Annotated in this window: 18 protein-coding genes; 12 read left to right on the forward strand and 6 right to left on the reverse strand. The window is 42.5% G+C overall.

What is annotated here, in order from left to right; all coding sequences use genetic code 11:
• Positions 1–241 precede the first annotated feature (241 nt).
• The 4 genes from ACFO4R_RS07325 (at position 242) to ACFO4R_RS07340 (ending at position 5,651) form a co-directional block, all read left to right on the forward strand.
• Complete coding sequence (locus tag ACFO4R_RS07325; protein ID WP_379788419.1) at positions 242–1,675, forward strand: cryptochrome/photolyase family protein; 1,434 nt, start codon at positions 242–244, stop codon at positions 1,673–1,675.
• Positions 1,676–1,690: 15 nt separating this feature from the next.
• Complete coding sequence (locus tag ACFO4R_RS07330; RefSeq protein ID WP_379788420.1) at positions 1,691–2,638, forward strand: YbgA family protein; 948 nt, start codon at positions 1,691–1,693, stop codon at positions 2,636–2,638.
• Positions 2,639–3,178: 540 nt separating this feature from the next.
• A complete protein-coding gene (locus ACFO4R_RS07335) occupies positions 3,179–4,435 on the forward strand; it encodes a homoserine dehydrogenase (RefSeq protein WP_379788421.1) in 1,257 nt (418 codons plus the stop codon).
• Positions 4,436–4,463: 28 nt separating this feature from the next.
• The gene (locus tag ACFO4R_RS07340) at positions 4,464–5,651 is read left to right on the forward strand and encodes a M20 metallopeptidase family protein (protein WP_379788422.1); all 1,188 of its coding nucleotides are present in this window, start codon (positions 4,464–4,466) and stop codon (positions 5,649–5,651) included.
• A 250-nt stretch (positions 5,652–5,901) separates the two neighbouring features.
• Here ACFO4R_RS07340 and ACFO4R_RS07345 read toward each other — a convergent pair whose 3' ends face one another.
• Positions 5,902–7,209, reverse strand: a complete 1,308-nt coding sequence (locus ACFO4R_RS07345; protein ID WP_379788423.1) for an NCS2 family permease — start codon at positions 7,207–7,209, stop codon at positions 5,902–5,904.
• 633 nt (positions 7,210–7,842) lie between these two features.
• Between ACFO4R_RS07345 and ACFO4R_RS07350 the strand changes: the two genes are divergently transcribed.
• On the forward strand, positions 7,843–8,529 hold the full coding sequence (locus tag ACFO4R_RS07350; protein ID WP_379788424.1) for a YjjG family noncanonical pyrimidine nucleotidase: 687 nt from the start codon (positions 7,843–7,845) through the stop codon (positions 8,527–8,529).
• A 227-nt stretch (positions 8,530–8,756) separates the two neighbouring features.
• Here ACFO4R_RS07350 and ACFO4R_RS07355 read toward each other — a convergent pair whose 3' ends face one another.
• The 5 genes from ACFO4R_RS07355 to ACFO4R_RS07375 form a co-directional block, all read right to left on the reverse strand.
• Complete coding sequence (locus ACFO4R_RS07355) at positions 8,757–9,602, reverse strand: hypothetical protein (RefSeq protein WP_379788425.1); 846 nt, start codon at positions 9,600–9,602, stop codon at positions 8,757–8,759.
• 210 nt (positions 9,603–9,812) lie between these two features.
• Entirely contained in the window at positions 9,813–10,367 is a 555-nt protein-coding gene (locus tag ACFO4R_RS07360; protein WP_379788426.1) for a GNAT family N-acetyltransferase, read from the reverse strand.
• 247 nt (positions 10,368–10,614) lie between these two features.
• A complete protein-coding gene (tpx, locus tag ACFO4R_RS07365) occupies positions 10,615–11,100 on the reverse strand; it encodes a thiol peroxidase (protein ID WP_379788427.1) in 486 nt (161 codons plus the stop codon).
• A gap of 361 nt (positions 11,101–11,461) precedes the next feature.
• On the reverse strand, positions 11,462–11,983 hold the full coding sequence (locus ACFO4R_RS07370; protein ID WP_379788428.1) for a hypothetical protein: 522 nt from the start codon (positions 11,981–11,983) through the stop codon (positions 11,462–11,464).
• Positions 11,984–12,334: 351 nt separating this feature from the next.
• On the reverse strand, positions 12,335–13,954 hold the full coding sequence (locus ACFO4R_RS07375; protein ID WP_379788429.1) for an ATP-binding cassette domain-containing protein: 1,620 nt from the start codon (positions 13,952–13,954) through the stop codon (positions 12,335–12,337).
• 395 nt (positions 13,955–14,349) lie between these two features.
• On the opposite strand from ACFO4R_RS07375, the gene ACFO4R_RS07380 reads away from it, so the two are divergent.
• From ACFO4R_RS07380 to ACFO4R_RS07410, 7 genes are all read left to right on the forward strand, one after another.
• The gene (locus tag ACFO4R_RS07380) at positions 14,350–14,736 is read left to right on the forward strand and encodes a BlaI/MecI/CopY family transcriptional regulator (RefSeq protein WP_379788430.1); all 387 of its coding nucleotides are present in this window, start codon (positions 14,350–14,352) and stop codon (positions 14,734–14,736) included.
• The gene (locus tag ACFO4R_RS07385) at positions 14,729–15,880 is read left to right on the forward strand and encodes a M56 family metallopeptidase (RefSeq protein ID WP_379788431.1); all 1,152 of its coding nucleotides are present in this window, start codon (positions 14,729–14,731) and stop codon (positions 15,878–15,880) included. The genes ACFO4R_RS07380 and ACFO4R_RS07385 overlap by 8 nt, the downstream gene beginning before the upstream one ends.
• A 167-nt stretch (positions 15,881–16,047) precedes the next feature.
• The gene (locus tag ACFO4R_RS07390; protein ID WP_379788432.1) at positions 16,048–16,287 is read left to right on the forward strand and encodes a hypothetical protein; all 240 of its coding nucleotides are present in this window, start codon (positions 16,048–16,050) and stop codon (positions 16,285–16,287) included.
• A gap of 875 nt (positions 16,288–17,162) precedes the next feature.
• Entirely contained in the window at positions 17,163–18,914 is a 1,752-nt protein-coding gene (pepF, locus tag ACFO4R_RS07395; RefSeq protein WP_379788433.1) for an oligoendopeptidase F, read from the forward strand.
• A 235-nt stretch (positions 18,915–19,149) separates the two neighbouring features.
• On the forward strand, positions 19,150–19,617 hold the full coding sequence (locus tag ACFO4R_RS07400; protein ID WP_379788434.1) for an ASCH domain-containing protein: 468 nt from the start codon (positions 19,150–19,152) through the stop codon (positions 19,615–19,617).
• A 186-nt stretch (positions 19,618–19,803) separates the two neighbouring features.
• Positions 19,804–20,280, forward strand: coding sequence for a QueT transporter family protein (locus ACFO4R_RS07405; RefSeq protein ID WP_379788435.1), 477 nt, complete (start codon positions 19,804–19,806; stop codon positions 20,278–20,280).
• Positions 20,281–20,749: 469 nt separating this feature from the next.
• Positions 20,750–21,166, forward strand: a complete 417-nt coding sequence (locus ACFO4R_RS07410) for a hypothetical protein (RefSeq protein WP_379788436.1) — start codon at positions 20,750–20,752, stop codon at positions 21,164–21,166.
• The last annotated feature ends 51 nt before the right edge of the window (positions 21,167–21,217 follow it).

Raw genomic sequence — 21,217 nt, forward strand, 5'->3', positions numbered from 1 at the left:
ATATTCAGGGTTTCCTCCCATCATGAGGATGACAATACGCTTGGAATACTGCCGCAGCATTCGAAAAAATCGACATCAAATCGATGTTATAGGCAGGGTGACATGGTTGAAAGTATTGATCTTACAAACTTTGTTTTTTGCAAATGCATGCAAAAATTTGCGATATTTCCTTGTCAAAATAATAGTAAAGGCATTAAGAAAGAAATCTTAAAATACAGAGTTGCCAAAGGCGACGCAAAACATGGAGGGAAGTGATACCTTGAGCATTTCGATTGTATGGATACGAAACGATTTGAGATTGGAAGATAATACGGCTCTTATTGAGGCCGTAAACAACACCGGCAAAGATGAAAAAATATTGCTCGTTTTCTACTTGGATCCAAAACAATTAAAGAGAGGTACGTATAGCCATGACTATTTTTTCTCCGCCTTAAATACCTTTTATCAACGCTGTTTGGAGCAAACGTTGGACATGTATTTTTTGTATGGCGACTTGGAAGAGTGTTTTTCCAAACTGATAAGAGAATTTTATACTGTAAATAAGATATATTTCAATATTGATGATTCCGGTTACGGGGAAATGAGAGACAATCAGGTCAAAAAAATCTTGAAAAAGAGTAATGTAGGTATTATGGACTACTATGACCGTCATATCCATTCGGCAAAGGAGATATTGAAGGGGGACGGATCGCATTATAAAGTATTTACACCCTATTATAATAAGTGGAGCCAACGCCTTGTTCGTCAGGTTCAAGAGGTGGACTATGATAAACTCGGTAAAATCATTCTAAATGATTTTTCGGGCAGAGATCGAGAGGGCAGGGAGAAGTTCCATGAGATTGTAGCAGGAATAGACAAGGATCTCTCTTTACTTACGGGCGAGACAGTAGCCGAAGAAGTTCTTCAGGAGTTTGTTCATCACAGACTTGCTGATTATGATGAAAGCAGAGACTATCCATATATAGACGCTACAAGTCGACTTTCAAAGTTTCTAAGCACGGGACAATTATCCGTCAGAAAGGCACATCAAAGCCTTCTTGAAGCACCGAATTCAAAAGGGAAGGAAACCTTTATCAAAGAGCTTGCCTGGAGAGATTTTTATAACATGATATACCACTTTTATCCCAATCAAAAAGAGGAAGAGGTTGTGGAAAGATATAGGACTATACGTTGGGACCATGATGAAAGAAAGTTTGAAATATGGAAAGAAGGAAAGACCGGATTTCCTATTGTGGATGCAGCCATGAGGCAGTTGAAAGAAGAAGGTTGGATGCATAACAGACTTAGAATGATCGTTGCATCCTTCTTTACCAAAGATCTTCTTATGGACTGGCGGATGGGAGAGAACTATTTTTCACAAATGCTCACAGATTACGACAGTGCATCCAATATTGGAGGTTGGCAGTGGGCAGCCTCTGTAGGAACGGATGCGGTTCCGTATTTTAGAATTTTTAATCCAAGTACACAAAGCAAAAAATTTGATCCGGAAGGAACATTCATAAAAAAATATGTACGAGAGTTAAAAGACATCCCGACCAAATATATACACGAGCCTTTCAGATATGCAAAGCAGATTGATAGAGAGTGTGGAATAGATATAGAAAAAATATACTTTGAACCGATCGTTGATCATAAAGAGCAAAGGCTCAAGGCATTGGAACTGTTTGGTGTATAGGAATGGAGAAACTGTATGAAACCGAAAATAATGATAAGCAGATGTTTGGGGTTTGACTTCTGTAGATATGACGGTCAAACGATACGATTTGAGCTTTTAGAAGTAATGAAGGATGAAATTGAATTCATATCGGTATGTCCGGAAGAAGGTATCGGGCTGGGGACGCCGAGAGAGAGCTTAAGACTTATTAAGGAAAAGGATGAGGTTGAGCTGGTTCAGACGAAAAGCAAAAAATACCTGACAAAAGAGATGAGGGATTACTCAAAAGAAACCCTAAATCGTTTCAGGGATATCGACGGGTTCATATTAAAAAGTCGATCTCCGTCTTGTGGAATTAAGGATGTCAAAGTCTATTCCGGCATGGAGAAGGCTCCTGTCATCGAAAAGAGTGCAGGGATCTTCGCACGAGAAATTGAGAGAACATATCCCTACCTGCCTGTCGAGGATGAAGGAAGGCTTATGAATCTTAGAATCAGAGAGCACTTTTTTACGAAGTTATATACGATGTTTCATTTCAAAAACATCGCAAAGAAGAAATCTATATCGGATTTAAGTAAGTTTCATGCTCGAAATAAATACTTATATTTTGCCTATAGCCAAGTTCAAAAAAACAAGCTCGGAGCCATCGTTGGAAATTACAACAAGACGAATATCGAACAGGTATTGGATGAGTACTTTTTGGAAATGGTCAAGCTGTTCTCCAAGATACCTACCACGAAAAACTATATCAATGCATTTCATCATATATTCGGATATTTTTCAAAAGAAATGGGAAGAGAAGAAAAAGCTTTTATTTTGGATCTTATTGACAAGTACAGGAATGATAAAATAGAAAAATCATCAATCACAAGTGTTCTCAAGATCTATTCCATAAAATATAATATGGAATATCTATTGCATCAAACGATATTTGAACCCTTCCCGGAAAAATTGCTACTGCTCAACAATAGCGGAAAAGATTAGCGTTATGAGCGGATATTCTTATTAAGGAAACACCGCATAATTCAAAAAATCATTGTAACATCACTTTTAAAGGGAGGCTGAATTTCTTAAAAACATTGATTTGACAGAATTCTATTTTTTGCAAATCCATAAGAAAATCAAAATTTTTCCTTTGTGCGGTATTGCCTTAATTTCAAAGGTGCTATGAATTTTTTTGCATTGTTAATGAGGACGTTGTGCAAGATAAACTTTCAATATGTCAACACATCGGCTTGGGGGAAGCATATGCTTGGGTATCTTGTATCATAATTGGCCGTTTGTACTTCAGGTAACAGGACATCGATTCTTGGATAAAGCTGAAATAAAGGTCGCTTACTCCGATGAATCGAACGGATAAAGAACCATGATAAAGTTGAAATTCTTTGTTTATCAAGGATCTTTAAATATCAACAGCTTGATTTTTTTGAGGGTTCTCCTTTCGGTACGGAGTTACGATAAGGCGGGTAAAATAATGGAAACAAAAACGGAGGAACAGGGCGTTATAAGAGAAGGAGGGCAATCGTGAAGAAGATAGGGATAGGACTTCTCGGTTTCGGCACGGTAGGAACCGGAGTAGCACGAATTTTAGAGCGGAACTCCGCTTTGATAGAGCGAAAAACGGGGCTGCATATTCAGGTGGAAAAGGTGCTTGTAAGAGATTTGAACAAGGAGAGGGCCCTTCTTTCCAAAGAGTTTTTTACGATGGAGATCGAAGAGGTTGTAAAAAATCCTCGGATTGATATCGTTGTTGAACTGATGGGAGGAATCTCGCCGGCAAAGGACTATATTTTGAAAGCGTTCGCCGAGGGCAAGCATGTAGTCAGTGCAAATAAAGAACTGATTGCCTCCGATTTTGCGGATTTGATGACAATGGCACAGAGGCACCGAAGCACTTTCCTCTTTGAGGGGGCCGTAGGAGGGGCCGTTCCCGTACTTCGGACGATAAGGGATTCGATGTCTTCAGACAGGATTGAGCAGATAAGAGGAATTATCAACGGAACCACCAACTACATTCTCTCGAAGATGACGGAGGAAGGTGTAGACTTTGAGACGGTCTTGGAGGAGGTACAAAACTCCGGATATCTGGAAGCGGATCCGAGTGCGGATATTGACGGGTATGATGCGGCACGAAAAATAGCTATTTTGGCAACCGTAGCCTTTGGGAGTCTTGTAAGTCCCGAACAAGTCTATACGGAAGGGATCGGAGACATTACACAAAGAGATATCGAGATTGCCGAAAAACTCGGAAAAAAGATAAAACTTATCGCCTGTGCACAGGATCGTGATGGGATAAGGGTAAGCGTCTATCCCTGTATGGTCAACAAACATTCTTTTTTTGCAAAGACGGAGAGCTCCTTCAATGCGATCTCTCTTTTTTCGGACACCTTCGGAGAGACTCTTCTGTACGGGAGGGGAGCAGGCGAGCTTCCTACCGCAAGTGCCGTGATGGCAGACATTATTGAGATTGGATGCTTAAAAGGTCGAGAAGACCTCTTTCAAAACAGGTATGCCGAATTTTACAAGGGGGAAGTACTACATTTTGATAAAGTTAGGACGAAGGCTCTTCTCTATTGGAAGAGATCCGATGAAAAGGCGGACATCTCGACAATAAAAGAAGTATTGAGAGAAGAAGGGATAGATCTGTTTGCAGATATCGAGGATGACAGGCAAAGAATTCTTCTGGTCGAAAGCCTGGAAAAATATAGAGAGATAGCTGTTGAAAGGCTTCAGAAGGAAGGTCTTGTGGGTAAGAAGGTTACAGCGATAAGGATGGAATAGGAATGGAGTTGAGAGGAAGGTCTTTCATATGAGGGATAAGATATTTACAGAAGTAGACAGGATTAGTGAGGAACTTATCTTACATCGGCGACACTTACACCAAAATCCGGAAACAGGGTTTGAGACCTTGGAAACGGAGGCATATATCAGAGAATTTCTGCTTTCGGAGGGGATCGAAGTGCTCGATTCGACGATTGGAGTGCTGGGTGTGATAAGAAGCGGTAAGGAAGAAAATTTTATCGCTTTGAGAGCAGACATCGATGCCCTTGAACTTGATGAAAGGACACAAGCGGAGTACAGTTCAAAAAAGAAGGGGAAGATGCACGCATGTGGACATGACGGTCATACCGCCATGCTTATGGGCTGTGCAAAGGTATTGCAAAAATACAGAAAGAGCTTAAAATATAACGTGTTGCTTCTTTTTCAGCCTGCAGAAGAAGGCCCTAACCTCGGAGGGGCGAGGATTATGCTGATGGATTTGGAGGCCTTGGAACTTTTGCCCAAAATAAAGGCAGTATATGCCCTTCATTTGAATTGCGAGCTCAATACAGGAGTTTTCGGACTGAAGTATGGAAGTTCCATGGCTTCGACGGATGAGTTTTCGATTGATATCATAGGTAAGGGAGGACATCCGGGAGAGCCGCAGTACAATGTGGATGCAATCTCGGTTGCCTCAAAGTTTATTGAAGGAATTGAGAGTTTTTTGGCAAAAAACAAAGACCCCTTGGAGCCTGCGGTGTTTTCAATCGGTATGATAAGAGGAGGAAGTGCACGCAATGTGGTGTCTGAGCACTGCAACCTCCAGGGAACCATTCGTTGCCAATCGGAAGAGACGAGACAGCAGTTGTTGGATTATATGGAGAAACTTCTTCAAGGAATCTGTTTCTATTCGAAAGCGAGGTATGAACTGGACCTTCTCCACGGTCTTCCCGTTCTTCACAACGATAAAAAGCTTATGTCCTTTGTGGAAGAGGAGATTGATAACTGTTTCGGGAGGGAAGCAAAACATATCTACGAGAAACCGAGGATGGGTGCGGAAGATTTTTCCTACTTTGCACAGAAACTTCCCGTAGCCTTCATATGGGTGGGAGCGAGAAACGAAGAACTCGGCTGTATCTACAACATGCACAATCCGAAGTTCAATATAGACGAAAAAGCTCTTGCCTATGGATCGAAGCTACTTTCTATGCTGGCAATGGACAGCAGGGAATTATGAACCGATCAAAATGTCGAAATTATTGGCCAAGGACACAGAAAACCTTGTACTCTTTGGAGTACAAGGTTTTTGAATTGCGAAATTCTCCGTGTAATACTATTCTCCGTTTGCGGTATGGTTACAGTAACATCTGCAAACACGGAAACCTGTTTTATCAGCCATAGAATAGAGGGCGTTAATATCATGAGTTGAATAATAACAGTGCAAAATAACAACACAGGGTGTGTAGGAGAAGCTCTTGCCTCTGTCTTTAAACATGGTACACAAGTTTTAAAATAAACAGTACTGCCAGTATATAGACGATGGGAGATGCTTCTTTTACTCGTCCTGTCAAGAGCTTCAAGAAAGCATAAGCGATGATTCCGAACACGATTCCTTGAGCAATGGAATATGCCAGAGGCATCATAATAATCGTCAAAAAGGCGGGTAGAGCCTCTGTCCAGTCGTCAAAGTCGATGCTTTTGATCGGACTCATCATAAATAAGCCTACTGCAATCAGAGCCGGTGCAGTGGCAGCCGAAGGAATGGCGAGAAAGATCGGTGAAAGCAGCAAGGAAATCAGGAAAAAGATGGCTGCAACTAAGGCAGTCAATCCTGTACGTCCGCCTTCCGCCACACCTGCAGCGCTTTCCACGTAAGTTGTGACTGTCGAGGTTCCAAGGATTGCGCCGAAGGTCGTACCGACTGCATCGGCGAACAGAGCCTTTTTCGCTCCGGGGAGGTTTCCTTCTTCATCGACAAGATTTGCTTTTGTAGCAACACCTACAAGAGTTCCGATTGTATCGAACATATCTACGAAGAGAAAGGTAATCATAATGATCAACATATCCAAGCTGAGGATATTGTTCCACTCGAATTTCATAAATATTGGTGCCAAGGAAGGCGGTGTGGAAAGAAAACCGGATTCGGGAAGCTTTGTAACACCCAAAAAATAACCCAAGATCGTACTGCATAAAATCCCGATCAGAATGGCACCTCGCACCTTCTTAACCAAGAGAACTCCAATGATAATGAGACCGAATAGGCAGACGATGGCGGAAGGAGAAGTTACATCACCCAAATCCAGAGGAATGCCTTGACCTTGAACGACGATGCCTGCACCGCTGAGTCCGATAAAGGCGATGAATAATCCTATCCCTACGGATATGGCTTGTTTGATATTCTTGGGAATACTTCGAACAATGGCTTCTCTTACATTGGTAAAAGTTAAAATGATGAAGATGATACCTTCAAGAAAGACCGCAGTCAGTGCAAATTGCCAAGTATGCCCCATTCCCAGTACGACCGAGAAGGCAAAAAAGGCATTAAGACCCATACCGGGTGCCAATGCAAAAGGATAGTTGGCAAAAAACGCCATGACCAAGGTTGCAATAAATGCGGAGATCGCAGTTGCCGTAAAAACCGCTCCGCTATCCATTCCTGTCTCACCCAAGATTCCCGGGTTGACAGCCAGGATATAGGCCATTGTCATAAAGGTTGTAAATCCTGCGATGATCTCTGTCTTTGCAGAGGTTTTGTGCTCCTTGAGATGAAAGGATTTTTCCAAAAAGTTTTCCATAAAGACCTCCAAAATAGTATGATAGTTAAAACATCGATCTTTGATCGAAGAAACAAACAATCCGAGTTTCATTTGTTTTTCGAAAATAAGATAGGACTATTATAGGATAATAAATTTTTTCATTTCTGTATAGGGGAAAATCAAAAAAAGTTGAAAATTATTCGAAATTGAAGGCATATCATCTTAATAAAACAGAACAAAATGAAGAGATTTTTATTATAATATTCGGGAATATAATTTGAATAAACAGATGGAGAACACGAGAGGAGCAGATTTTTTCATCGGATGTTTATTTAAAGAGACGTATACTGCTATCTCTTGCATTGCCGATCATCTGTATAAGCGTGAGACTCAAGCTTGAACGTAAAAAGCCGGGAACGATAAGTATATTCTCGAGAGAAGTCAGGACTTACGACAGTTCAAAACGTGAGGTGGGGTAGCTCTGAGGGGCAAGTGCGGTATTTGTTGTGTTTTTTATATTGTTTTCCGTCTGAAAGGCTATATTCAATTAGGGTTTAGTATAGTATTAAACAATCAGAGTATTTTTGCTATACTGATATGCGACAGTCTGTACTAAAAATTGGGACATAAGCGTACAGAAAAAAGATAGGAGTAAGGGAGAAGTGCAAAGAGATGAAGAAAACCTATAAAATCTTGTTGATCGATGCCGATATGACTCTTCTGGATTTTCAGCGTTCGGAGAAGAAGGCTCTAAAAAAGACGTTTGAACACTTCGGTATAGTGCCCGCCAAGGAGGCGACCGCCCTCTATCACAAGATCAATTCGGGATACTGGGAGATGTTGGAGCAAGGGAGAGTCAGCAAGGAGGAGCTGGTGTATTTGAGATATAAGGATCTTATAGAGAAGATGGGGTTGGATATCGACCACAGGGAGTGTGAGGACTACTATCAATATTCTCTGGGGCAGGAGGCCTATACGATGAAGGATGCAAAAGAGGTCTGTCATTATCTCGGAGAACGATATTCCCTCTACATTGTGACCAACGGGATATCCTCGACGCAGTATTCGAGGATGAAAAAGTCGGGCCTCGATGTCTACTTCAAGGATATCTTCGTATCGGAAGATACCGGCTATCAAAAGCCGATGGTCGAATATTTCAATTATGTTTTTGACAAAATCGGAGAGGTCGATAAGGACGAAGTGCTTATCATAGGAGATTCGCTGTCTTCGGATATTCAAGGCGGAATCAATGCAGGGGTGGATACCTGTTGGTTCAATTACAAGAAGGAAGAAAGGAAAATCGATATCGAGCCCGACTATGTAATTACCGAATTAAAGGAATTGGAACTATTTTTGTAGAGGGGCTTGATGCAGCCCCTCTTTTTGAATTGAAATTATTTTTGTAATGGAGAAGTACATAGGTATGCAAGAACTTCCATCTTCGATTTTGCAATATAGATAGAAGGGTTTGCTATGCGATTATCTCCTGAAACCGACAGGTTGAGTACTTTGAAATATAGGAGCTTCCAAGACGTTGTTTGCTAAGGATATATTCTGTGCCTTGGCAGTTCAAATGAAAAATAGAATCAATCTTCGTTAAACAAGATCTTCAGCACTTCTTTGGCGGTTTTGGAGGAGAGCTCTTCCCTGTCCTGTAAGACGAACTCTTTTCCGAGATACCATCTCATCTGTGAGTATGAAGTAAGGTAGGATTTGTCCAAGACCTTGGTCCCGTATTTGGCATACCACTTGGGATAGTAGGTCTTCATATAGTGCTTGGCAAGACGGGCGGCTTCGCTGTTCTTTCGCCCTTTGGACGAAACGGTCCCGTTGATCTGCACTCCGGGAGGCGAGGCGTGAAGCAGGACAACGCTGCCGTCCTTGCAGGCACCGATCACGATGTAGACATGGGTCTTGTTGCTCATAAGATCGCCGGCTCGAAAGTCTTTGACGGACTTGGATGGAACAAACCTTCCCCAGCCCTTGGAAGAGAAGGTCTTCGTCATATCTCTCGCCTTCATCACATAGCCTTCTTCCCCGTCGCGGGAGTGAAACAGGTTGTAGAGGCTCCAGCCTACATAGCCCGAACAATCGAGGCCGTCGTGAATCTGATACCTTGTCTTTTTGTAGTTGTAGGAAGAGTTCTGCTTGTCCGCGAAGTTCTTCCAGCCTTCACTAAGGCCGATCGTCCTCGCTTCTATACCGGCGGCGGTATCTTCTTCGTTCCAGCCTCCTCCCCAGACATACATCGTCTTACCGACGGGTTGGAGGGAGATCTTCAGAAAGTGCAGAAGAGATGTTTCTTCCTGTCTTGCTTCCTCCGCCCGCTCGAAGAAAATCCCTCTCTCGCCTTCCGCAAAAGACAGCGAAGGCGGTAGGGAGAGACCGATCCATAGGGCGAGAAGGAGGAGGGCGGTTTGTTTGTATCTCATCATCCTTACCTTCTTTCTTGTTATTCTTACAGGCTATCATAACATAAGAAGGTTACAGTTGTGTTTCAGCAGTTTGGAGATTATTCGGAAAAAACCGTCTTGTATCGAAACCCGTCCGAAGTGTGGCGATATCTTCTGTGCGAATACGGAAGATTGTTTCGGGGTTAATATACAAGTCATTGATGTCAAAGGCTCAAATAAATAATGATCTTATTCGTAAAGACTCTTATACATCAGAAGTTCATCTCGATAGGACCCGTCTTCCAGTTTAAAGGCCCGGGGGATGGTTCCGTATGTTTTGAACCCTAAACTTTTATAGAGGGAGATGGCCCGCATATTATCCGAAAACACACCGAGTTCAAGTTGCTCGTAGCCCAGAGATCGGGCACAGGCAACGGCTTCATACATCAATAATCTGCCCAGCCCCTTCCCCCAATAGTCTTGGAGCACAGTAATTCCCATTTGGGCACGATGATGTACTTTTCTCCGGAGAGAAGTAGGGGAAATATGACAAAACCCTACGATTTTTTCGTCGATGATTGAAAGTAAGTTTATTTTGTCTACGGCATTTGCAAAGTCAAGAAGAGAAGAGGTTTCTTCCTCGATATTTGTTGAAACCTCATCCGGATAGCGTGTCAAAAAATAAGTTTCGGATGCTGCCTTGTACTTGTATACTAGGATGTCTTGTGCATCCTCGGGCAAGGCACTTCTTAAGATACAAGTTATGTTGTTCTTGAGTTCAAACGCTGTTTTGTGATACTTCATAGGATCTTCCCCCTTTACAGAAATAGGTTCATATCATTTTTTATACTATTATCTATTAACATTGACAGATGGAACGCTTTGAAGCATATGGTCATCCAAATTGTTTTTTGGGAAGGATATATGTTCCATACTCGGAGTTTCAAATGGAGAATAGTATTACATTACTTCAATACACATAAGCATAAGAGTACTATTATAAAAAAAGAGACCGATGTCAAGGGGACATCGATCTCTTAAGATTCGGATCTTATCGATACAGATCCAAGACAGCATCGTAGTTGGGCTCGTCGGTCACTTCGTCGCAGTACTCCACATAGATGATCTTATTGTTTTCATCCAAACCGAAGACTGCTCTTGTAAGAAGTCCCAGCTCCTTGATATAACAGCCGTAGGCTTGAGAGAATTCCCTGTCTTTAAAGTCGGAAGCCGTGATCACGTTTTTGATGCCGTTGTTTCCGCACCAGCGCGCCTGAGCGAAGGGGAGGTCCATCGAGATCGTGTATACCGTCACGTCGTTCAATTTTTCGGCTTCCTCATTGAATCTTCTCGTCTCCAAGTCGCAGACTCCCGTATCCAGAGAGGGAACTGCGGAAATGATTTTTTTGCCCGGCATATCCTTGAGCGAAAGAGGGCTCAGATCATTTTTTAAGACGGTAAAATCGGGAGCCTTGTCTCCGACCTTAACCTGTGTACCTTCCAGTGTCAATGGATTTCCTTGAAATGTTACCTGCATGCTTCATCTTCCTTTCCTGTTCTTACGATCGGGTTCAAGACCTTAAGGGTTGAACCTGTCACTACCTACTGATAATGATACCCGAAACGGACAACTTAAACACCCTTTGATACAAAACTTTAGAAAATAGGTACAAAGTGTCGAACGCTTCTTCCTGTCTTCCTACGAAATACAGAAACCCTATCAAATCAGTAATTTCGACAAGGTTTTATTCAGATACGGTTTTCTGATAAAAGAGCGAAATGATCCGCTTCCACAAACATGAAAAAATATTTCGGAAGTTACAGAGTGGAAGATGTTGGTATAAACAGACAGCGGTGATATACATTTTTTCAAACGATGAGGTGTTGCCTAAGTTGTATCAATGATGATGACTATGATAGATCTTGATCCCTCTGCTCTCCATCTCCTTTTTGACAGAGTCCGGCATATTCTCAAAATCAAGGGTCAACTCCTGATCACCGGAAGATGAATACTGCACCCCTTCCTGTGAAAAGGCGATCGATAAGTGTTGTTTCATATTTTCCCATTCCTTATCGGAGGCGGTCTCCTTCCATCCGACCAAAAACGCATTGGATCCGGAGTCGACGATGTCCGCGAGCAGAGCCTGCACATCTCCCTCCTTGTACTTCTCCTTGTCTTTCAGGAGAAGGATCTCATCGGTCAGCTCGCTGCAAAATTTTTCGATCTCCTCCGCGGACTTGTTGCCGAAGATCAGGGTCTCATACTCTGCGGGGTAGGAGACGGACACGACATCGTTTTTGGGAATGTCGTTCGAACTCCTGTAGTAGGGAGATCCTCCCTCCAAACCTTTGGAGATAAGGAAACCTGCACAGATGCCGATGAGAAAAACAGTAAAAAACTTTAAGGATGTGGACTTCATAGCAAATTCCTCCTTATTAGTATTAATACAAAAAAACAATTAACTTACTCTATAAATTATAGAATATAAGATTAAAAATTTCAAGAGATTCTTAAGGGGATCTTGCAGGAAAAATGTAGAGGAGGTCCGAATAAATTGCTTTCATACTGTTATTCCTTTGATTTGTGGATATAAAGGATCTGTGACCCATAGAAGGCAAGACAATTTTTCGTGATTGAAAAATAGATATATCCATACTTCTATTGGAGAATAGTATTATCCGTTGGAAGGATTGAGGGCAAAAAACTTGATATCTGCATTACTGACGGAAGTTTCGTTGAAGGGATCGAGAAACAAACCTTCCGCACCATCCTACTTCTTTTGAGAAAGATCAAGGACCCGATCCGCAATCTCTGTCAACTTCGGATCGTGTGTTACTGCGAGAATAATACGGTTTCTTTTATAGGTTTGAAGAAGGGTCAAAAAAATATCGATCCCTTCTTTATCCAATGCCGACGTGGGTTCATCGAAGATCATGAGATCCGCAGAGGTCTTTGAGAAACATCGGCTAAGAGCGATACGCTGTCTTTGACCTCCCGAAAGATTGCTTGCATCGAAAGATATTTCCGTGTCGAAACCTCGAGGCAATCGATGGACGAAGTCGAGCAGAGGATTATTGAGAGCGGAAGGATCGCTCTCTTTTTGCCCGTAATCGAGATTTTCGAAAATCGTACCCTCGACGAGATAGGGTTGCTGTTCGCAAAAACTGATTTTTTCCGACCGGAGGGCTTTGAGGTCGTACCGTCTCAAAGAGGAGCCGTTGATTTGAATACTGCCGCAAGACGGATCCAAAAGTCCCAAGAGAAGATTCAAGAAGGTCGATTTTCCGCTTCCGTTATGACCTGTAACAAGGTAGATGTTCCCGGGCTCAAATGAAAGGTTGAGGTTCCTAAGGATGGGAGCCGGATCCTTTTCGTAGCGGAAGGTCATTTCATTTGAAGCAAGCGAAAGGATCCGAGGTACGGTGTCTTTGCCCCAAACTTCCTTTGGAAGCGCAAGAATATGGGAGAGACGTTTTTGGGCGACCAGATATTGACTCCGAAATTTGAACAGTTCCATCGTTTCTTCCAAGGCGGGAAAATATAGTTGGATCAGGGTCACGGCGGTAAAGAGTCCTGCCACTTGTCTTGAGCCCGTCAACAAAAGAATTGCAGGCAATATAAGAGTACAGACGATTGAAAAGGATCGGGCAAGGTTGGTCAGCAGAAAGTCAAAGTCCAAAAATCGAACCGACTTTGTTACAAATACCGATCCGGCGGAGTTAAACTTTTCCGAGGTACGTTCATACCAACTGTTGACCTTGACTAAGAACACACTTAAAAGTTCCCCGCCGAGGACACGAAAATATTCGCTTTGAGCGCTGATCATCTCATGATCCAACTCTTCGTACTTCTTTTGGCACCCTAAGTACAAAAGTATGAAGAGGAGGGATATACCTAGTAGGACCAAGGATACAAGGCCGGAATAAACGGAGAAAACAAGAAGGATGAGCACCAGCTTAAAAACGGTTACAACAAAAGAAGGAAGTTTTGATATACGATAGTCCAGTGCGGTTACACAGTCATTGTTGATCTGTTGAGCAAGCCGGATCTTATCGTAATCCATAAGGGTCCGGTAATCCGTATGCATCAAGTTGTCCAGTATTTCTCCTTCGACGTAGATCAAACCGCGGTTCGAAAGAGTAAAATCGAGATGTTTGATAAGAAACCCCAAGGTGATCGGAATAAAGGACAGTCCCAAGACAAAGAGGGAAGCGCTCATCCATTCAAAATCGGCAGTACTTGCAGAGAGGGCTTTCTCAAGGAAGGAACCCATACGATCAAAGAGGAAAATAAGGCTGCCTTCCGACAAGAACATCAGGCTCGTCAGCAGGAGATAAGAAGATCTGTTTCGTCTGAGAAATGTAGTTATGATGAGCTTGAATTCTTTCATTTTCGACCTCCAAGAACTGTTTGATACAAATTGACCATAAGGGACACGGAGATTTTTTCTGTTCACTCCGGATGCGATCGCCCTCAAAACTCAAAGAAATAATATACATAACAGATTACGAAATAAATACTATTATAAAATATCGAAGTTGTAAAGCGAGTTATAAAAAATAAATGTTTTTTCACATTAAAATTTTGAGATAATCCATAATTTACAATTTTGAACTATGTGGAATCTAAAAGTATAAAAAATTTTTATTTCCTTGTATTTGCAGTACTTTAAAGGCAATTTTAGGGCGGGATTTTTACAATATTATTTTTAAGCGATTGACACTTTAAAACAATATTGATATAATTGGATATAATAAAATTGTACAGAAAGGTAAGGTGGATTGCATGAACGCAAAGTTTGCAAAGTTAAGTGATAAGGAAAAAGAGGTTATGAATGTATTGTGGCATTACAACGAGTCTCTCACAGCTTCGGGAATCACGGAGAAGAGCGACAGCCTCAATATCAATACGGTCCAAAATGTATTGAAGAAACTGGTAAACAAGAACTACATTGAGGTTGCGGAGATCGTCTACAGCGGGACCGTTCTCTCAAGGAGTTACAGGTACCTTGTCAGTCCTGAAGCCTATGCGGCAGATCAGTTGCAGGCGATGAAGAAGACGGCCCTCAGTTTCTCCGTGATGAATTTTGTGGATTACCTCTCTCAGGATGATAGTGATGAAATACTTGCTGAATTGGAGGAGGCGATCAAACAGAAGAGGGAGGATGAGTAACTTGTCCATCTTTCTGTTTCTCACCAATCTTCTTTTCTGCAGTATGGGGATGTTGTTCCTTATTTATGCGGTCAAGAAGAACAATGTACAGGTGTTGAACTTTATGTATGGAAGATCCGGCTTGTTATTTGTTCTCACGGTTCTGGTGTTGTTTCGTATTCTGGTTCCTATGGAGTTTCGGTTTACGACTACAATCAGGTCGCAACACATTCTTGTTGCCTTGCGCAAGGTGGAGATGATGAGTTTGGCGGGAGGGTTTACCGTCCGACATCTCTACCTCTGTATCTGGCTCTTTGTAATGGCGGGACTTTTTCTAAGGATGTTCCGTGATTATTGGAGGTTGAAGTCGCTCGTTCAACTTCTTCCTCCGACAAAGAATGAGGACATCATGAATCTTACGGAAGAGATCAAGACAAGTGGAAATTTGATGTCGATGCCTAAGGTGGTAGAAGTTGAGGCGGAGATCGGTCCCTTTATTGTAGGAGGCCTTCATCCGGTCATCGTCCTGCCCAAGCACTTGTCCGAGGAACAGAGAAGGCATGCCTTCCTGCATGAACTTGAGCATTTTAGAAACCGCCACACATGGATAAAGCTCTGGATGGAGGTGCTTAGCCTTTTCTACTGGTGGTTTCTCCCTCTTCACTTTTTGAAGAGGGAGGTGCTTGCAATCATGGAATTGCAGGCGGATACTTATGTGTTGAAACGTTATTCGAAGAGGGAGAAACTCTCTTATTGCAAGAGTATTATTGATGTTGCAAAGAAACAGGAAATTCATTCTTCTCGGTTCTGTCTGTCTTTTGCGACAGAAAAAAGCGTAACAAAGAGAAGGCTTGGGCATATTTTGGATTCCTGCCGGGGGAGAAAGAAGAATTCAAAGACGGGGGCGGTCTTGTTTTTGTTTTCACTCTTGTTCTTCCTCCTGCCCTTCTTCTATACCTTTGAGGCCTACAGTGATGATTGGGAGAGCTTGAGGGAGTTCAGGAACTCGGAGGGGAGCATCGATGTCAATGAGGACAACAGTTATTTCCTGGTGGATGAAGAGGGAAACTATCTTCTCTATACCGATGGAGAACGCTTGGATAAGTTCGATTCCATTCCGGAGGGTTTCATTGAGTTTGAAATAAGAAGCTTGGAAGGGAAGTAGGCTTTACGATTATATTTGTAACAAGAAAACGCCTCAGTTTTTAGGAGATGCTAAAGAAAAGAAAGACTCTGTATAATCGGGGTCATTCTTTCTGTCAGTAAATAGAAGATGGGGCACTTTGTGTTATATCCGGTTCAAAAAATATGATATAGATAAGGAGAATTTATATGAAAAGACGGTATTTCAGTGTAGCGGTGTTATCTGTGCTTATGGCCGGTCTTGTGTTGTCGGATGTCCACGCGCAGGCGGGAGGATTTGACTTCAGGTCGCCATCTTTTTCACAGATCGTCATGCCTTTAAAGAGGTCTGTCGGATGGAAGTACAAGAGGGTCAAGGGTAAGATCTACAGAAGATTATACGATTATTCCAGCGGAACGTGGATCGGAGAATGGGAACTTGCCTCCTAGTGTAATGCCATACCGATAGTCACGCTATTATGCTTGGAGTCGGGACAAATACAATGTGTCAGCATGCCGGAGAAAGTGCGAGGGCACTCTGCAAACGGTCGCTGATGTTACTGTTGTTCTGAACGGGAGCTTGCTAAGATGACCGGAGGGAAGGATCCTTCCGGTTTTTTGATTTTATTTTGAGGTTTAATACTATTCTCCAATAGAAGCATGGATATATCCTTTTTTCAACTTACGAAAAATCGGTTTATCTTCTATGGTCACAGATTATTTATATCCACAACTCAAAGGAAGAATAGTATAAGACAAAATTTTAAATTCGATGAGAAATGTCTTGTTGTACTTTAGGAAAATATTGCATGGTTCGAAAAACAAAAGCCGGATCGAGTACGTTTTTTGGATAGATATATTTTCAAAAGGATTTGTTTCGAAGCTTTTCTGTATTCAGTGAAACAACGGGAAACCGTTTTGTATCTTTGTTTCGTGTTCCCTGTGAATTTCGGATCACGGGTTTTATTACGGAAAATTTGAATAAAAAGAGATATTCTATTGAAAAAATATTTTCTTTGTTTCATAATAAAGTGGAGCGCATTGAAGTTTGTCAAACGACATCGATGTGCGAGCCTTATGCGGTGTTGCATAAGGGGTCATTGCCATTGCTCCTGTCGAAGTGCTCGAACACATGAAGTAAGAAGGTCTTCGTTCTACAATCGGATTGAAGCGGCTGCGGGAAAGGTACTCGATCACTTGCAGAAGAAGCTTTGAACGCGGAAGTTTGAAAGGAAAACAGTATAAACGCTCAGCCATACCGCCAAGCAGTTCGGGAGGTTCGGAGGACGGGAAATGACCGTATTGAAAAGAAGGGAGAAGATAAGATGGATAAAACCATGACTTGGGACTTGGAGAGGATGTTTGCAAGCGAGGAAGAGATAGAGAGCTGTATTGCAGAGGTAAGGGAAGGCTTGGAGCGGGTCGAGGAGCTCAAAGCGGATATGAAGAAGAACCTCTATCCCCTGTTTGACTTGGAGGAAGAGCTCGGAAGAAAGATGGAGAAACTCTACGTCTATGCTTCGATGAAGAAGGATGAGGACAGCACCGTATCAAAGAGCCAAAAGAGGATCCTTGAGATGGAGATTCTGTTGTCGAAGTTTCAGGCGATTTTTTCCTTTGTTTCGCCCTACCTCTTATCTTTGAGCGACGAAGAGGTCGAGGAGCTCAAGAAACACGAGAGGTATGAACACTATAAGCTGATGCTTGAAAGGGTATTTCGAAACAAGGAACATATGCTGAGCAAAGAGCAGGAGTACATCCTTTCTTCCTTGCAGGAGGTTATGGGAGCGACCGAGAATACCTATGATATGCTTTCCTATGCGGATATGGAGTTTCCTATTATTGAGAGTACGCCGGATAAGGAGAGGTTGACCCACACCAACTATGTCAAGATGCTGACCGATAAGGGCAGAGAGATCCGAAAGGAAGCTTTTGAGAAGATGTACGAGACCTACGGAAGGTTTGAGAACACCTTCGCCTCGACCTTGTACGGCTCCGTCAAAGCGAACTCGACAACGGCACGGCTTCGACACTTCGAGTCGGCAAGGGCGATGGCACTGTTTGCCGACGATATCGACGAGAAGGTCTACGATACCTTATTGGAGTGTATCCACGAGAATCTGCCCACCTTGTATCGCTACTATGAGATTAAGAGAAGGGGACTTGGCTTAGATGAGTACCATCTCTATGACATCTATGCGAGTGCAATTGAGAGCTATGATCGAAAGATCCCCTTTGAAGAGGCGAAGGAGATTATATTGAAGGCTGTTGAACCAATGGGCGAAGAATATTGCTCCGTCGTTCGAAGGGCCTTTGACGAGAGATGGATCGATGTCTATCCCAAGAAGGGAAAACGTGCAGGAGCTTATTCTTCGGGATGTTATGACAGTGTGCCCTATATTCTGATGAACTACAACGACAATATCGAATCCCTCTTTACCTTGATCCATGAATTGGGACATTCGGTCCACAGCCATTATTCGAGAACGAGCAATCCTTATATTTACTCGGATTACACCATCTTCGTTGCCGAGGTGGCATCGACGACCAACGAGATGCTCCTGATCAACTATCTGCTCAAGGAGAGTACGAGCGTGGAAGAGAAGATTTATCTGCTCAACTATTTTGCCGATATGTTCAAGTCCACCATCTTCAGACAGACGATGTTTGCCGAGTTTGAGAAGATCACCCACGAGAAGGTGGACAGGGGTGAGGCCTTGACTGCCGAAGAACTCAAGAAGAGTTACTACGAGCTGAACAAACTCTACTTCGGAGAGAAGGTCGTTGTAGATGAGCAGATCGCTTTGGAATGGGCGAGGATTCCTCACTTTTACAGCGATTTCTATGTTTATAAATACGCTACGGGACTTTCGGCAGCGGTCCTACTGTCCGAAAAGATCCTTCAAAAAGAGGAAGGAGCCTTGGAGAATTATCTGAACTTCCTCAAAAACGGAAGTAGAGAGTTCCCGATCGAACAGCTGAGAAGAGCGGGAGCGGATATGGCCAAGAAGGAGTCGGTCCAAAGAGCTCTCGATGTCTTCAAGCAAAAGGTTGATGAACTTGAGGAGCTTCTCTAGGGAGGTAGCGTACAATTCCAAAAAACAGAGTGAAGGCGGCTCCATACAAAAACGGAACTGTTCGAAGGCTTTACTTCACAAGATTTCTGTGTTTTGTAAAACAACATAAAAATCAAGATATCGTTTTGTGCGGTGTCGTCCCGGTGTTGTGAGTGATATAAGGTGCGATCTCGTCTTCAGGGGGGATTGAAGCGAATTGTAATCAAGGTCTTTTGGGAATATGGAGGTGAAGAGGATGAAGGCAGCTACGATGTGGAAGGAGTTTAAGAAGGAGTGTCCCGAGATCAATTGCGACTATGAGGCATGGGCCTTCGGCGAAGATGCAAACAATCTTGCGAAGTTGGTGCTTCAGGGCAAAAAGACAGCCACGAGTTCACTCTATGACGCTTACAAAGATGAGAGGGAGCCCCTTCCTCAGGTAGGGGAGTACAGTGTTCTTCTTTTGGATAATGAAGAAGCCGTCTGTATCCTGCGAAACATCAAGGTCAGCGTGATGCCCTTTTCGGAAGTGGGAGAAGATCATGCACGAAAGGAAGGCGAGGGCGACTTGAGCCTTGACTATTGGAGGAAGGTGCATAAGGATTTTTTCGAGAAGCAGATGTTGGAGCTCGGCAAGGTGTTCAGCCCGCGTTGTAATGTGGTCTGCGAGGAATTCGAGATCGTCTATCCTTCGATTTTTGTCAAAAAAACTCTTAAAAAATAAGGAAAACTTCCATACCATATGTCAAAAACCTCAAGTTCCGATATGGAGTTTGGGGTTTTTTGATCTCCTGTCAAAGAAAAGGTTGACAAAACAAGGAGCTGTATTTATACTGTATCAAGTGCGAAAGCACGAGAAATGTTTTCTTGGTAACCCATTTCTATAAAAAAACAAGAGGAGGAATTCAAGATGAAACCACAGGTAAGGAACTTGGTATTCAATGCGATGATCGCGGCTCTATATGCCGTGTTGACCGTTGCTTTGGAGCCGATAAGCTATGGAGCGGTTCAGTTTAGGCTGGCGGAGGTTATGACGCTTCTCGCCTTTGTCAATCCGGTATTTGCTCCGGGGCTGGTACTCGGTTGTCTGATCGCCAACCTGTTCAGCCCGCTGGGTATGGTCGATGTCGTTGTCGGTACCTTTGCGACCTTCTTGGCAGTCTATCCGATGAGATACTGCAAGAGTGTTTGGACGGCTTCCCTATTACCGGTAATTTCCAACGGTCTTCTTGTAGGGGTCGAATTGACACTGCTGTTTCAACTGCCCTTGTTTGCAACGATTCTTTCCGTTGCGGCGGGAGAGTTTGTCGTTGTATCCGTCATCGGGGTCGCTTTGTACTACATCCTGATCCGAGGAAGATTGAAAGAACTGCAATCGTTTCAATAAACGAAACAGCAAGAAGAGTAGGTAGATGCCTGCTCTTTTTTATTTATACTAAAATCCAATTAAAATGTGAGGTGTAGGGGAGAGGGATAAAACGGAATTGATCGTAAAGGAAGAGTTGAATAACGGAGCAACAAGAAGCACAGACCAACAAAGAATGAGCCACACCCTCAAAGCCGAACGGCATTGTGATAAAAAAGAGTAAGGGAAAGACCTTTGTAGCCGAGATATATTTTGACAAAAACATCAAAAAATCCTTTCAAGATAATCTGCTAAAGACAGTATAAGTGGAATAGAAAGAATAAGGATAAACAGACGTGTTTTGGATTTGTTCCTTCGTTTATTTTGCCATCTATTCCGACAAAAACCTTGACAGGGAATAGGAAATCCGATGGTGGGAAAAATGCTTTAAAAGTGGTATAATGTTTGTTGTTATAGAACAAATATGTGTGATTTTATGAGGACAAGATACGTGAAAAAATTTCTTTTTGTCATAATGTTGATTTTTTTTATTGTGCTCGACGCCTACACGGCTTTGTTGGTTTTAGGGGATGTGATAATTCCTACAACCACAATGGAAATTACAAATCAAAATGAGTATATTGTTGAAATTGTCAAAGAACATTTTGATTTGGATTATGAAATACAAAAAATTGTATTTAGTCCGGGGTTCCCTGATGGGTATGGATTAGATATATATGACTATGATGGAATGAAGCATAGTGAATCTGAAGATAATCACGAAGATAGTGAAATATTTGAATACTTTCAAAAAATGAAAATAGATACTCCTAAATATTTGAAGGTTCTTATTTTAGAAATTCTTCTCGAAATCATTGTAATTGTAGTAGTAATTAGAAAGAATAAAATCAAGCAACGAAACCCGTAAAACCCGAGTTTGCGACACTAATAACGAAATAAAGACTAATAAGGAAACAGT

The organism is Filifactor villosus (genome assembly GCF_042652965.1).
GTDB lineage: Bacteria > Bacillota > Clostridia > Peptostreptococcales > Filifactoraceae > Filifactor > Filifactor villosus.